We start from the raw sequence: 13426 nt of genomic DNA, 5'->3' as shown, positions 1-13426 counted from the left end.
TGTTTGGCATTTATGCTACGTTATCGCCTATTTATGGGGAATAACCACACTTCATAGGCTCTGCCTTGCCTAAAAACCAAACATACTGCTGCAAATTAAACCATCAAAGATCAACACGCCCTAGGTTAAAAAATTATATTTTTAACTCATTGCCATCATCATTGCCGATGGATTTTCTAAGTACGATTTCCATAAGTTATTAAAGCGAGCAATTGTTCCGCCATCAATAACACGGTGATCACCAGACCAACTGACTTGCATAATAGCCTTACTTACAACATGGCCGTTTTCATCAAAGCGTGGTAAATGCTGCAATTTACCTAGCGCAACAATAGCTACTTCTGGTTTATTAATAATTGGTGTGGCAATTGTGCCGCCAATTGCACCAATATTCGAAATGCTAATTGTACCGCCTTTTAAGTCTTCAGGTGGTACTCGCCCTTCGCGAGCAGACTCAGTAAGGCGTGTAAGTTCATTAGCCACATCAACAATATTTTTACTTTGGCACGACTTAATATTTGGTACCAATAAGCCAATTTTAGAATCGACTGCTATACCAATATTATGATCGTTAAAATAAGTAAGCTCAGAGCAATCTTGATTTACTTTAGAATTAAGAACCGGGAATTCTTTCATCGCAAGCGACAGTGCTTTAACAAAGAAAGGCATCATAGTGAGCTTAACGCCTTGTGCTTTGTATTGCTCTTTCATTGAAGCTCTTAGTGCAATAAGGTCTGTTAAATCTATCTCATCACAAAATGTAAAATGTGGAATGGTTGAAACAGAAGCAACCATTTGTTTTGCCATCGCCGCTTTTATGCCTTTAATTGGCTCTACACGCACGCCAGAGCTCTGCGTTTTACTTTGTGTGTTGGCTACATTGCTATTAAGCGGTGATGTATCAATACTGTTAGGTACTTCACCTTTAATAAACTCTTCTATATCTTGCTTATAGATACGTCCATTTTTACCACTACCCGGCACTTGTGTTAAATCAACATCAAGCTCACGTGCTTTACGTCTAACAGCCGGTGATGCAACGGCCTTTGTGTTAACCACTTTTGCTGTTTGATTAACTTTTACTGGTGCTGCTTGCTCTGCTGCATTTGTTTGCGCTTTTACTACGGCTTGGTTTACATCTATGTTTTGTTTAGGTGCACTTCCAGCAATAGTCATTTGAAACAGTGGGCTATGTACTTTAGCTATTTCGCCTTTCTGATAATACAGCTTTTGTACGGTACCGGTGTACTTGGCCGGTATTTGCACAAGGGCTTTATCAGTCATTACATCACAAACAGCTTGATCTTCTTCAATTTCATCGCCTTCGGCGACTAACCAGTCGACTATTTCGCACTCAACAATCCCTTCGCCAATATCTGGTAAAATAAAATCTTCTAATTGTTCAGCTGTATTGTTGTTTTGGGGTGCACTGTTATGTTCTTGCGTTTCAACGTCAGCCGCTTCGCCTGCTACATCCATTGCAAACAAGGGTGCATGCACTTTAGCTATTTCGCCTTTTTGATGGTAGAGCTTTGTAATTACTCCATCGTGCACAGCAGGTATTTGTACTAGGGCTTTGTCGGTCATCACGTCACAGATGGGTTGATCTTCACAAACGCTATCACCTTCTTTTACTAGCCATTCAACCACTTCGCACTCAACAATGCCTTCACCAATATCGGGTAATATAAAATCTTTAGCCATGGGAACCCCTAAAAATCCATTGATTGTTTAATTGCAGCTAATACTTTGAGCGCATCAGGCACGTACTCTTTCTCAAGCGCCAGTGGGTAAGGTGTATCTAAACCACACACACGTAAAATAGGTGACTCTAAATGGAGGAAACACGCTTGTTGAATTGAGGCAGCAATTTCTGCACCAAATCCATTTGTAATAGGTGCTTCATGGCTTATCACTAAACGGCCAGTTTTAGTGACTGATTTAGCAATTGTGTCTATATCCCACGGCAAAATACTACGTAAATCTATAACCTCACAATGTATCCCTTGCTCACTTGCTTGTTTTGCAGCATCTTCAATAATTTCCATTTGAGCGCCCCAAGCAAGTACTGTAATGTCACTACCTTCTTGCACGACTTCAGCTTTACCTAACTCTATTGAATAATCTTCTTCAGGTACTTCACCCGTCGATGCGCGGTACAAACGTTTGGGCTCAAAAAATATAACCGGATTGTCATCTTTAATACTTGCACGCAGTAAGCCTTTAGCTTGATATGGATTACGTGGCACCACTATTTTTAAACCTGGCGTATGTGCAAAGTAAGCTTCTGGTGATTGCGAATGATATAAACCACCAGCAATACCACCACCATATGGTGTACGTACAGTTAAGTTACCTACATTAAACTCATTACCACTACGGTATCTGAATTTTGCTGATTCATTTACTATTTGGTCAAAGGCCGGGAATATATAATCTGCAAATTGAATTTCAGCTAACGCGGGTGCACCAAATGCCGCTAAACCATTTGCAAAACCTAAAATACCTTGCTCAGTTAAAGGCGTATTAAATACACGGTGTTTTCCGTATTTTTCTTGTAAACCTGAGGTCGCTCTAAATACACCACCAAAATACCCAACATCTTCGCCAAATATACACGCTTGCGGGTGTTCATTCATGGTTATATCTAGAGCAGAATTAATTGCATGTAGCATGTTCATTTTAGCCATTACTTAATTCTCCCTGCAGTAACTGGGTAAGCATCTGGGTGCTTTTGTATATGTTCTTTTAGTTCATTGTATTGACGAACAAGTGAAGGGATTGGCGCATCGTAAACATCTGATACTAGCTCTTCTAAAGCAGGCTTTTGCACTACTTCTGCACGCTTTAATGCCGCTAATATATCTTCACGTATAGACTCTTTTGCTTTTAAATCGTCTTCTTCGTTGAGCCATTGCTGTTTTACTAGCCACTTTTTAAATTTTTCTATTGGGCATGTTTTGTAATTAGCCTCTTCGTCTTTTGAACGGTAACCACTTGGGTCATCAGACGTAGAGTGAGCGCCTAAACGGTAAGCTATCGATTCAATTAAAACAGGTTCGCCTTGTGTTGAGGCAATTTCACGTGCTTTTTGCGTTGCCGCAAACACAGCAAGTGCGTCTGTGCCATCGACCCTAATTGTTTTAATGCCATAACCCACACCACGTGAAGCAATACCATCACCTTTAAATTGCTCATCTGCCGGGGTCGAAATCGCATAGCCGTTGTTACGTGCAAAAAATATCACGGGTGCTTTATGCACTGCAGCCATGTTTAATCCTGCATGAAAGTCACCTTCAGATGCAGCGCCTTCGCCAAAGTAACAAATAGTAACGTTATCAATAGTGCTTGCAAGCTCGCCTGTTTTCGCATCTATATGCTTTACTTTTTGTCCATATGCATACCCTGTAGCTTGTGGTATTTGTGTGCCAAGAGGAGAAGAAATAGTCATATAGTTTAATTCGTTCGAACCATAATGAATTGGCATTTGACGACCTTTGCCTAAATCTAATTCATTTGAAAACATTTGGTTCATAAATTGGTCTAGCGTAAAACCACGGTAATGCAGTGCAGCTTGCTCACGGTATTGCGCCATTATCATGTCTTCTTGGTCAAGCGCAGCAGCGGATGCCGTAACGGCTGCTTCTTCACCTAAACATTGCATGTAAAAGCTTACTCGGCCTTGGCGCTGAGCACCTTGCATACGTTCATCTAATAAACGTATAAAACGCATAGTCTCATAAAGTTTAATTGCGGTATGTTTTGAAATAGCGGGTGCTGTCGCACTTGGGTGAATGTCGCCATCCTCAGTTAAAATACTAAGGGTTGGAATATTAAGCGCATTGCCGTCAATAAATTCTAGCGCATGGTTAATATTCAGCGATACGTTATTTGGATTACTCATAACCTACCTTCTGTTGTTGTCAGTAAAATAGTGCCCCTTTTACATTATTATTATGGGTGATCATTGCTGAATAAACTTTGCAATATCTGCACTATATTTAATTAAAGCTGCCAACACTTTACGTTAACGTAAAGTGTTATTCAACAAATCTGTGACGAAACAAAAGTAAATATTGGTTAAATAAGTGGCAAGTTAACAATACAGCTACTTAAATTATTAGTAATCAGTTAGTTAACTTGCAGGGCAAAGAGGTCTAATGAGTTGAATTATACAAAGTTACTGTCTATTGCCATTGGAACAACGGTGAGTAATGCACGTTGCCCTAAGGCTACTTTTGCATTTGGGAATATGATTGCTTCTCCTTCAACGTCCGCATAATAAGGAGTATTACCATCGGTTGCGAGCAGTTCTCCTTTTGCAAAGCCAGTAAAGTTCTCTGCATCATCAGAAAATGGAAAACTAAAATCCTCTTGAGTACGATTAATTGTACGGTGAACAGCGAACAGCTCAAAGTCGCTTGCATTAAATTGTGGGTATTCAACTTCTTTTTGACTAATTAATGCAGTTAACGTTTGTTTTGTTTTTTCAAAACGTGTCATATCGTTTTGGCCAAATGGTTTTACTTGCCCAAGCTCAACTGTAAACGAATCTGCACTATGAACAAAGGATGAGTAATAACTAAACGTTGTCGCTGGCGACTTCATCATTAATACAGTATTTACACCACAACTTAGTAAAAATTGTAGCTGTGCTTTTTTCCATGGTTTACCGTGCAAAAATGGATACACAGCAAATTTTTCATTTTTTGAACCACGAATAGCCGTGTGCAAATCGTAATGACTGCGCTCACTGCCCTTTTCGCCTCTGGCAAAAAAGTCAGTTACGTAGCGTTCAAGTTTTGCCGCTCGAACGCGCTCGTCATTCATTTCAACACCATCAACAGTGTGGTGTCCATTAAATAAACGATTAAGATTTTCTTCAACAAAGCGCAAACCAATATTAATTGATTTAGGGTTACCGTATATAAAAAGGACTCGCTGATTGAGCTCAAGGTTTTGGGAAATAATTTGCTTTATTAGCTCATCACAAATTTCAATAGGCGCCGTTTCGTTACCGTGTACAGCACTTGATAACACAATATCTTTTGAGGTAGTAACCGCTGGCTGAAACTCAATAACCCCAGTATCGTGTACATTAACTTGGGTTCCATTGTTGAGCATAAACTGGCTCGGTGCTAGGTGCCATTCATTATCTCGGCTAATGGTTAGAAAATCACCGGTTGATTGCAATAAATTTAAATAATTGGGTGTGGCTGACATAATAAAAGCCCTTTATAGTGTGAGAGATACAAAAAAACGGCTGAATAATTCAGCCGTTTTTAAATAGTTTAAGCAGGTTTAGCTAATAACTGAATCAACTAATTGTTTAGCTTCTTTTTCTAAAAGAGCTAAATGTGCTTCGCCTTTAAATGATTCTAGGTATATTTTATAAATATCTTCAGTACCGGATGGGCGAGCAGCAAACCAGCCATTTTCTGTAACAACTTTTAAGCCGCCAATCGCTGCATTGTTACCAGGAGCATGAGTTAATTTTTGTAAAATAGGCTCTCCAGCCAACGTTTCGGCTTTCACGTCGTCTGCACTTAAAGCTTTTAAACGCGATTTTTGTGCACTACTTGCTGGCGCATCTAGACGCTTATAAAGTGGCGACCCAAATTCTTGTTCTAGCTCTTTATAAAGCGCTGATGGTGTTTTGCCCGTTACTGCTAGTATTTCAGCTGCAAGTAAACCCATAATAAAGCCGTCTTTGTCAGTACACCATACGCTGCCATCAAAACGTAAAAACGCAGCACCTGCACTCTCTTCACCACCAAAAGCAAGATTACCTTTGTTTAGGCCTTCAACAAACCATTTAAAGCCTACCGGTACTTCTTTTACCTTTCGCTCATTACGCGCAACAACACGATCAATCATCGAACTCGAAACAAGCGTTTTACCAATCTTTACGCTAGTATTCCACTCGCGATGGTTTAATAGGTAATCAATAGCAACAGCTAAAAAATGATTCGGATTCATTAGGCCATCGGGTGTAACAATGCCGTGACGGTCGTAATCAGGGTCGTTACCAATCGCTATATCAAAATCGTCTTTTAATTTAATTAAATTAGCCATCGAGTAAGGCGATGAACAATCCATACGTATCTTGCCATCTTTATCAAGTGGCATAAATGCAAAACGCGGATCAACACTGTCGTTTACTACGGTTAGATCTAAATTATATTTTTTCGCAATGACTGGCCAAAAATTTATACCTGAACCACCTAATGGATCAATACCTATTTTAACGCCCGCATCACTAATGGCTTTTAAGTTAACGATATTTTCTAAATCGTTAATATATGGAGTCATTAAATCTTCGTAGCGGATAAACCCTGAGCGAGAAGCTTTAGCGAATGGGAAAAGTTCAACCTCTACTAAATCTTCAAGTAATAACTTGTTAGCCCTGTCTTCAATCCAGTTAGTTACGTCTGTATCAGCAGGCCCGCCGTTAGGTGGGTTATATTTAAAGCCGCCATCTTCAGGAGGGTTATGTGAAGGCGTAACAACAATGCCATCTGCAAGCTCATTAGGATTGCGTTTATTGTGACAAACAATTGCATGGCTAATAACAGGGGTTGGAGTAAAGTCGCCATCTTGCTGAGTAATTACTTGTACTTCGTTAGCAACAAGCACTTCTATTGCAGAGTTAAAGGCAGCTTCACTAAGCGCATGGGTATCTTTACCTAAAAATAATGGCCCAAAAATATCGTTTTGTTTACGGTAATCACAAATGGCTTGTGTAATTGCTAAAATATGGGATTCATTAAATTTTACATCATAAGAGCAGCCGCGGTGTCCAGATGTACCAAAGGCAACGCCATGCTCTGGGTTTTGTTCTAAATCTGGCTCATTTAAATAATAAGCCGAAACTAATTTAGGAACATTAACAAGTGCTGATTGTGGAGCAGTTTTGCCTGCGCCTGAGTGAATAGCCATTATATTTCCTTACAGGTAATCGCGAATTTTTTCAGCTTGCTCTGCACTGTAACCTAGGCAAAGAGCTACTTCATGAAGCATCATTTTTTTACGTGTTGTATTAGAGTTAGTCATTACCCAATATTCACTGTCGGTGATATTTTTAGGGTTCATGCTACTTCCACTATTTACTAAATCTTCTTTGCTCGTTGCGAAATAAACACGGTCACGGCCTTTAATATCCAACACAGCAGAAAAATCAGATTTATGAGTGCGATAAAAAGCACTTAAAATAAATAAGAAGCGACCCACCACGCCTTTTTGCATTGCTAGTTCTTCTTTATTTAATACATTAAAAACGTTAGCATTTTTTTGCTTCACTGGTGTGACAGTTTTTGGAACTTCAGCTTCTGCTACAGCGTGCTTTAATTCTGGCGCAGTAGATGGCGCAGATGTAGTTGTTGTTTGTTGATTTTGTGTTATTTCTACGTCAGCGGTTAATTGTTTTTCGCCGCTCATGTTTAATAAACGACGCAAAATTGTGGATGCACTTTCACCAATACTTTGCGTGTTGCTGGCAATGTATTGATATAACTCGTCGTCTATGTCGATTTGTTTCATGGTCTTCCTGTCATTACGGGTCACATTTTTTTCTCACGCCTGATTATACCCAATCCAATAATAAATGCGAGTTACAACAAGCACTCGCAGGCATTTCGAAAATCTATAACTAATTAGGTAAATTTTTAGTCAATCAATTTCTCTAATTTTCGAATATCATTTAATAAAATGGTTAATTAGACACTATTTTTTGCTTTTTTAAGTATTGCTCGGCAAACTAAGGCGAAATTTTTAGGAGCAACGTATGCAGCTAAATTATAAGCAACTGGGACAAGGTCCTGATGTTATTTTAATACATGGACTATTTGGTTCATTAGAAAACCTGAACGTAATTGCTAAGCCGTTAAGTGAGCATTTTACAGTTACCAATGTAGATTTGCGAAACCATGGCCTCTCCCCTCACAGTGATGAGATGAGTTATCCTGCTATGGCAAAAGACATTGTTGAGTTACTTCGACACTTGAATATAAAAAAAGCACATATAATTGGTCATTCTATGGGTGGCAAGGTTGCTATGGAGCTTGCATTAACTCAACCCGAGTTAATTGAAAAATTAATTGTGCTTGATATAGCACCCGTTACCTACCCACCGCGGCATACTAAGATATTGCAGGCGCTTAACGCAGTTGCATCTGAGCATATAGAAGACAGAAAGCATGCCGATGATTTAATGCAGCCTTATATTGACGAACTTGGCGTTCGTCAGTTTTTATTAAAAAGCCTAGCTAAAAACGAAGCAGGAAAATTAACGTGGCGATTCAACTTACCTGTTCTAGATAAGAAATATTCAAATATACTCTCAAACGTTAATGAAAACAATTCTTGTTTGTGCGATACTCTTTTTATCAAAGGTAACGATTCAGATTATATTTTACCCGAGTACCGCACTGCAATTGTCACGCGTTTCAAGAATACGAAAGCAAAAATCATTCACGGTGCTGGTCATTGGTTACATGCGCAAAAACCTATGGCTGTAAATAAGGCAATAAGTGACTTTTTAATTCAAAATTAAAGTAATTTTAATCGCTTGTTTTTGATTACACGTACTAAATATATAAATATTTTTGTGCTATAGTACGCGCCGTTTAATTTAAAGGTTATACGTTGATGGTCAGTCAGTTAATTAACGAATTTGATACCCTAGGGTTGTATTTTGGCTTAGCCGGTATTTTGATATTCATCGGCTTGGCAATTAAAGACGTACTTAAAAGTGGTAATGTGCCTAAGTTTGGTCGCTATATAGTATGGACTGTACTCTTTTTAGGCTGTTCAGGCTTTATTGCTAAAGGACTTATTCAAGTATTTTGGCAAGGCGCAGGTGTAGGTTAGGCATGGCGAAGTCAGAAACAGATAGAACAACACTCGATTTATTTGAATACGAAAAGCGTCCAGGCCGACCTAAGACCAATCCTCTTTCGCGGGATATGCAGTTAAAGGTTAATAAACGTAATCAAATAAAAAGAGACAAAGCACGTGGTTTAAAACGTGTTGAATTTAAAGTTTCATCGCAGTTGTATCAAGCGTTAAGTGATATGGCAGATGCACAAAATATTAGCCGCAGTGCGCTGATTGAAACGATTTTACAAGAAAGATTGGCTATTGATACATAAAAGGTTATAAATCCATGGCAAGTGTAGGCATTTTTTTCGGAAGTGACACAGGTAACACAGAACACGTAGCAAAAATGATCCAAAAAGAATTGGGTAAAAAGCTTGTGGCTGTGCATGATATTGCAAAAAGCTCTAAAGAAGAGATTGCAGATTTTGATTTAATCTTATTTGGTATTCCAACGTGGTACTACGGCGAAGCACAATGTGATTGGGATGATTTTTTCCCTGAGCTTGAAGAAGTAGACTTTGAAGGCAAACTTGTTGCTATTTTCGGTTGTGGTGATCAAGAAGATTATGCTGAATACTTCTTAGACGCTATGGGCATGATCAACGATATTGTTACTGAACGTGGTGCTATTGTTGTAGGTCACTGGCCTACTGAAGGCTACGATTTCGAAGCCTCAAAAGGTATGGCAGACGATAATCACTTTGTCGGTTTAGGTATTGATGAAGATCGTCAACCAGAGCTCACAGAGCAACGCGTAAAAGCATGGTCTGCCCAAGTATTTGATGAAATGTGTTTAAGCGAGCTTGCTGACTAATCCATCCGATATACCGCTAACTGTTTAAATAGTTATCAAACAGTTAGCGTTTTCTTTATTTACTGCAATATAAATCATTTCTTCTTTGCACTTGAGGCCTAGGCACGTTATCCTATTTGTTGCTTATGTATCGTGAGCATCTTTGCAAGATGTCTAGTATAACCAAATAAAATTGAGACAGATTTAATGACTGATCATAACTTGGAACTTAAAAAAGCCGGTTTAAAAGTGACTTTACCGCGTATTAAAATTTTAGAGATTTTACAGTCTCCAGATAACCAACACATCAGTGCTGAAGATGTTTACAAAATTCTTTTGGATTTAGGTGAAGAAATTGGCCTTGCAACTGTATATCGCGTACTCAACCAATTTGATGATGCAGGCATTGTAAGCCGTCATCACTTTGAAGGCGGGAAATCGGTATTTGAATTATCGGGCAGTACTCACCACGATCACTTAGTATGTTTAAAGTGTGGAAAAGTTGTTGAGTTTGAAGATGAGATGATTGAACGTCGCCAGCTTGAAATAGCTCAAGAAAACGGTATTACTTTAACAAACCATTCTTTATACCTTTACGGAGAGTGTGATGATAAAGCTGCATGTAAAGCGTTTAGTGATGCAAATAGTTAGTATATCCTAGCTATAAAAAAACCTGCTATTTGCAGGTTTTTTTGTGCCTATTATTTAAAGTATTACTACACCCACAAGTGAGCGGGCGTAGTAAAAATAAGCTTATTGTGTTTTAGACCATGAGTCACGAAGACCTACTGTTTGGTTAAACACAACATTTTCTGACTTAGAATCTCTTGAAAAGTAACCGGTACGTTCAAACTGGAACCCCTGCTCTGCTTGTGAATTAGCAAGCGAAGGCTCAAGTTTAGCATTAGTTAAAACAACTAATGATTCTGGGTTTAATGTCGTTTCAAACTCATCAGCTGCAGCTGGGTTTGGCACATTAAATAAACGATCGTACAAACGAACTTCAGCTGTAATAGCCTCAGAAGCTGATACCCAATGAATAACGCCTTTAACTTTACGACCATCACTTGGGTTTTTGCCTAGTGTTTCATTATCATAAGTACAATAAATAGTGGTTATTTCACCGTTTTCGTCTTTTTCTACACGATTAGCTTTAATAACATAAGCGCCACGTAAACGAACCTCTTTATCGAGCACTAAACGTTTAAACTTATTATTTGCTTGCTCTTTAAAGTCTTCTCGTTCAATGAATATTTCACGCGTAAATGGCACATCGCGACGACCCATCTCTTCCTTATTCGGGTGATTAGCCACCGATAAGGTTTCTGTGGTGTCTGCATCGTAGTTTTCGATGATCACTTTAACCGGATCGAGTACAGCCATTGCACGAGGAGCATTTTCATTTAAGTCATCACGAATACACGCTTCTAGCATACCCATTTCAACCATGTTCTCTTGCTTAGTAACCCCTATTCGTAAACAAAATTCACGAATTGAAGCCGGTGTATATCCACGGCGACGTAAACCTGCAATAGTAGGCATACGTGGGTCGTCCCAACCTTCAACGTAATTATTTACAACAAGGTCATTTAACTTACGTTTAGACATAATTGTGTATTCAAGATTTAAACGAGAAAACTCAATTTGCTGTGGATGACATTCAATGCTGATGTTATCAAGTACCCAGTCATATAAACGACGATTATCTTGGAACTCTAGTGTACATAGTGAGTGCGTAATACCCTCGATTGCATCAGAAATACAATGCGTGAAATCGTACATTGGGTAAATACACCATTTATCGGCAGTTTGATGGTGATGAGCAAAACGAACACGATAAATAATTGGATCGCGAAGCACCATAAACGAGCTTGCCATATCAATTTTTGCACGAAGAACACATTCGCCTTCTTTGAAACCACCCGCACGCATTTTTTCAAATAATGCTAAGTTTTCTTCAGGAGATGTATCTCTGTATGGGCTATTTTTACCTGGCTCCGTTAAAGTTCCGCGGTATTCACGTGCTTGGTCTGCTGTTAAAAAACAAACATAAGCTAACCCTTTGTTTATAAGCTCAACAGCATAGCCGTATAAAATATCAAAATAATTAGAAGAATACTTTATATCACCATCCCAGTTAAAACCTAACCATTGAACGTCTTCTTTTATAGAATTAACGTAGTTAATGTCTTCTTTTTCTGGGTTTGTATCGTCAAATCGTAAGTTACATAAACCGTTATAATCTTTTGCAATACCGAAATTTAAGCAAATTGATTTTGCATGGCCTATGTGTAAAAAACCATTGGGCTCAGGTGGAAAGCGCGTGTGCGTTGCTGCATGCTTTTTACTTGCTAAGTCTTCATCAATTCGGGTTCTAATAAAGTTACTTGGGCGATTCTCAATTTCCGCCATAGGAGTACGATCCTCTAAATATTACTTAATTACAAAACTAATGCATTATTACAAAAACAGTCACTAACATACAGCAATAGATTACACTTTATCTTACTTATTGATTAACTTTAATTCATCTAATCTGTTTTTAACGAATAAAGTTTGTTTTAGCGCAATATTTAATTCATAGAAGCGCTTTATAGTGCGTCAATACCGTACTTTATAAGGATTAAGAGATGGCTACACTTAACCAGCACCGTGTATATATACCCAGTAATGCACGTGCTAATCATTACTTACTTGCAGAAATTACCCCTAACGATAGTTTTTACTCGAGCTTTAACTCAATAAACTGTTGTTACGAAAGACTAGCACGTCAATTATTTGCAGCATGCGATGAATATGAGCTCCATAATGTGCATATTTTAGCAAACGACAAACTTCCTGTTGTGAGATTCCATGATGAGTCTTATCAGTTAGAAACTAATAAGCAAATGCTCATATTTTATAACCCACGTTATCACGAAGCGCATAAACTCTATTATTCAACAGACACGCAAAGTAAAAAGGTACGCTTACTCTTTTTAGCTACGGGCGAAGATATACGAGCTAACTCCGCTGTATTTCACAAAAAAGTCCAAAAAGTATTAACGGTAATGCAAGAACAATTATTTATTGATCAACCCCAATTTAAAGTGCGTGATCATCAACATTTAACTTACGACTTATTTGCTAAAAATAAAGGGAACAAAGAAACCTACGGCTACAAATTAAGAAGTTTGTACCCAAGATATCAAAATCGCCAATGTGAAATACCTATAAACCATGCCGAGATGACATACGCCACATTTTCTATCCCTGTATCAAGGGCTATTAAAACTCAATTTCAAACTTTAATTAATAATGGCGATTTTAAACAATTTTATAATTACTTTTTAGATAGCTTCAAACGGTGCTGCGAGCTTAATAAGCTAACACATGGGGCATTAATAGCTAATGGTGCCAAACCTATTGTTAGAAATAGTAAAGTGGATATTAACGAAGGAAACGAAGAGCTTCAAAAGCTGAGCTTTGACATAGACTCAAATAAAACACAGCTAAAGTGCTTTTACGATGAACAAAGATTAGTTGAAACAATTCATTTTGTTATTGCAGCTGCCAATCATAACAAGCAAGAAATTGGTTATGGCAAATTTATGAATCAGGTTGAAAAAACGATTTTTCAACTTTGTGATGAGCTAGATATAAGTAAAGAAAGACAAGATCTAACCGTCAGGTTTTTTCAACATATCAGTTACCCGTTTTAATTAAGTGCTCAAAACAAAAAGGCTCGCAAATGCGAGCCTTTTCAAAGATTAAATA

The 13426-nt window shown here is 38.3% G+C and carries 13 protein-coding genes; 6 read left to right on the top strand and 7 right to left on the bottom strand.

Annotated features, from left to right (window positions below; all coding sequences use genetic code 11):
• Positions 1-141 precede the first annotated feature (141 nt).
• The 6 genes from ATS72_RS03455 to seqA all read right to left on the bottom strand — a co-directional run bounded on the left by ATS72_RS03455 (position 142) and on the right by seqA (position 7539).
• Positions 142-1704 carry a dihydrolipoyllysine-residue acetyltransferase gene (locus tag ATS72_RS03455; protein WP_058428847.1) on the bottom strand — a complete coding sequence of 521 codons (1563 nt, stop codon included), beginning with the start codon at positions 1702-1704 and terminating at the stop codon, positions 142-144.
• An 8-nt stretch (positions 1705-1712) separates the two neighbouring features.
• The gene (locus tag ATS72_RS03450) at positions 1713-2690 is read right to left on the bottom strand and encodes an alpha-ketoacid dehydrogenase subunit beta (RefSeq protein WP_008127400.1); all 978 of its coding nucleotides are present in this window, start codon (positions 2688-2690) and stop codon (positions 1713-1715) included.
• Complete coding sequence (locus ATS72_RS03445; protein ID WP_058428846.1) at positions 2690-3904, bottom strand: thiamine pyrophosphate-dependent dehydrogenase E1 component subunit alpha; 1215 nt, start codon at positions 3902-3904, stop codon at positions 2690-2692. Before ATS72_RS03445 ends, ATS72_RS03450 begins: the two co-directional genes overlap by 1 nt.
• A 266-nt stretch (positions 3905-4170) precedes the next feature.
• Positions 4171-5223: a succinylglutamate desuccinylase gene (gene astE, locus ATS72_RS03440; RefSeq protein ID WP_058428845.1), complete on the bottom strand. Its 1053-nt coding sequence runs from the start codon at positions 5221-5223 to the stop codon at positions 4171-4173.
• Positions 5224-5301: 78 nt separating this feature from the next.
• Positions 5302-6939, bottom strand: coding sequence for a phosphoglucomutase (alpha-D-glucose-1,6-bisphosphate-dependent) (pgm, locus tag ATS72_RS03435; RefSeq protein WP_058428844.1), 1638 nt, complete (start codon positions 6937-6939; stop codon positions 5302-5304).
• Positions 6940-6948: 9 nt separating this feature from the next.
• Positions 6949-7539, bottom strand: a complete 591-nt coding sequence (seqA, locus tag ATS72_RS03430; RefSeq protein WP_006793039.1) for a replication initiation negative regulator SeqA — start codon at positions 7537-7539, stop codon at positions 6949-6951.
• Positions 7540-7783: 244 nt separating this feature from the next.
• Here seqA and ATS72_RS03425 point away from each other — a divergent pair, with 244 nt between their 5' ends.
• The 5 genes from ATS72_RS03425 to fur all read left to right on the top strand — a co-directional run bounded on the left by ATS72_RS03425 (position 7784) and on the right by fur (position 10321).
• Positions 7784-8551 carry an alpha/beta fold hydrolase gene (locus ATS72_RS03425; protein WP_058428843.1) on the top strand — a complete coding sequence of 256 codons (768 nt, stop codon included), beginning with the start codon at positions 7784-7786 and terminating at the stop codon, positions 8549-8551.
• A gap of 95 nt (positions 8552-8646) precedes the next feature.
• Positions 8647-8868, top strand: coding sequence for a DUF2788 domain-containing protein (locus tag ATS72_RS03420; RefSeq protein WP_006793041.1), 222 nt, complete (start codon positions 8647-8649; stop codon positions 8866-8868).
• Between the two features lie 2 nt (positions 8869-8870).
• Positions 8871-9149 (top strand): LexA regulated protein, encoded by a 279-nt coding sequence (gene ybfE / locus ATS72_RS03415; protein WP_002962928.1) that lies wholly within the window; start codon positions 8871-8873, stop codon positions 9147-9149.
• Positions 9150-9163: 14 nt separating this feature from the next.
• Complete coding sequence (fldA, locus tag ATS72_RS03410) at positions 9164-9691, top strand: flavodoxin FldA (RefSeq protein WP_039037073.1); 528 nt, start codon at positions 9164-9166, stop codon at positions 9689-9691.
• 186 nt (positions 9692-9877) lie between these two features.
• Complete coding sequence (gene fur / locus ATS72_RS03405; RefSeq protein WP_006794887.1) at positions 9878-10321, top strand: ferric iron uptake transcriptional regulator; 444 nt, start codon at positions 9878-9880, stop codon at positions 10319-10321.
• Between the two features lie 102 nt (positions 10322-10423).
• Here fur and glnS read toward each other — a convergent pair whose 3' ends face one another.
• The gene (gene glnS / locus ATS72_RS03400; RefSeq protein ID WP_058428842.1) at positions 10424-12082 is read right to left on the bottom strand and encodes a glutamine--tRNA ligase; all 1659 of its coding nucleotides are present in this window, start codon (positions 12080-12082) and stop codon (positions 10424-10426) included.
• A 218-nt stretch (positions 12083-12300) separates the two neighbouring features.
• On the opposite strand from glnS, the gene ATS72_RS03395 reads away from it, so the two are divergent.
• Entirely contained in the window at positions 12301-13371 is a 1071-nt protein-coding gene (locus ATS72_RS03395; protein ID WP_058428841.1) for a DUF3083 family protein, read from the top strand.
• The last annotated feature ends 55 nt before the right edge of the window (positions 13372-13426 follow it).

The organism is Pseudoalteromonas sp. 13-15, from assembly GCF_001468205.2.
Taxonomy (GTDB): domain Bacteria; phylum Pseudomonadota; class Gammaproteobacteria; order Enterobacterales; family Alteromonadaceae; genus Pseudoalteromonas; species Pseudoalteromonas marina.
Note: the sequence above shows the minus strand (reverse complement) of the source record. Positions and strands in the feature narration are given on the sequence as shown.

Excerpts from the sequence above, each read along its gene's own strand:
- ATS72_RS03455 (WP_058428847.1), bottom strand. The coding sequence starts at position 1,704 with ATGGCTAAAGATTTTATATTACCCGATATTGGTGAAGGCATTGTTGAG.
- ATS72_RS03450 (WP_008127400.1), bottom strand. The coding sequence starts at position 2,690 with ATGGCTAAAATGAACATGCTACATGCAATTAATTCTGCTCTAGATATA.
- ATS72_RS03445 (WP_058428846.1), bottom strand. The coding sequence starts at position 3,904 with ATGAGTAATCCAAATAACGTATCGCTGAATATTAACCATGCGCTAGAA.
- astE (WP_058428845.1), bottom strand. The coding sequence starts at position 5,223 with ATGTCAGCCACACCCAATTATTTAAATTTATTGCAATCAACCGGTGAT.
- pgm (WP_058428844.1), bottom strand. The coding sequence starts at position 6,939 with ATGGCTATTCACTCAGGCGCAGGCAAAACTGCTCCACAATCAGCACTT.
- seqA (WP_006793039.1), bottom strand. The coding sequence starts at position 7,539 with ATGAAACAAATCGACATAGACGACGAGTTATATCAATACATTGCCAGC.
- ATS72_RS03425 (WP_058428843.1), top strand. The coding sequence starts at position 7,784 with ATGCAGCTAAATTATAAGCAACTGGGACAAGGTCCTGATGTTATTTTA.
- ATS72_RS03420 (WP_006793041.1), top strand. The coding sequence starts at position 8,647 with ATGGTCAGTCAGTTAATTAACGAATTTGATACCCTAGGGTTGTATTTT.
- ybfE (WP_002962928.1), top strand. The coding sequence starts at position 8,871 with ATGGCGAAGTCAGAAACAGATAGAACAACACTCGATTTATTTGAATAC.
- fldA (WP_039037073.1), top strand. The coding sequence starts at position 9,164 with ATGGCAAGTGTAGGCATTTTTTTCGGAAGTGACACAGGTAACACAGAA.
- fur (WP_006794887.1), top strand. The coding sequence starts at position 9,878 with ATGACTGATCATAACTTGGAACTTAAAAAAGCCGGTTTAAAAGTGACT.
- glnS (WP_058428842.1), bottom strand. The coding sequence starts at position 12,082 with ATGGCGGAAATTGAGAATCGCCCAAGTAACTTTATTAGAACCCGAATT.
- ATS72_RS03395 (WP_058428841.1), top strand. The coding sequence starts at position 12,301 with ATGGCTACACTTAACCAGCACCGTGTATATATACCCAGTAATGCACGT.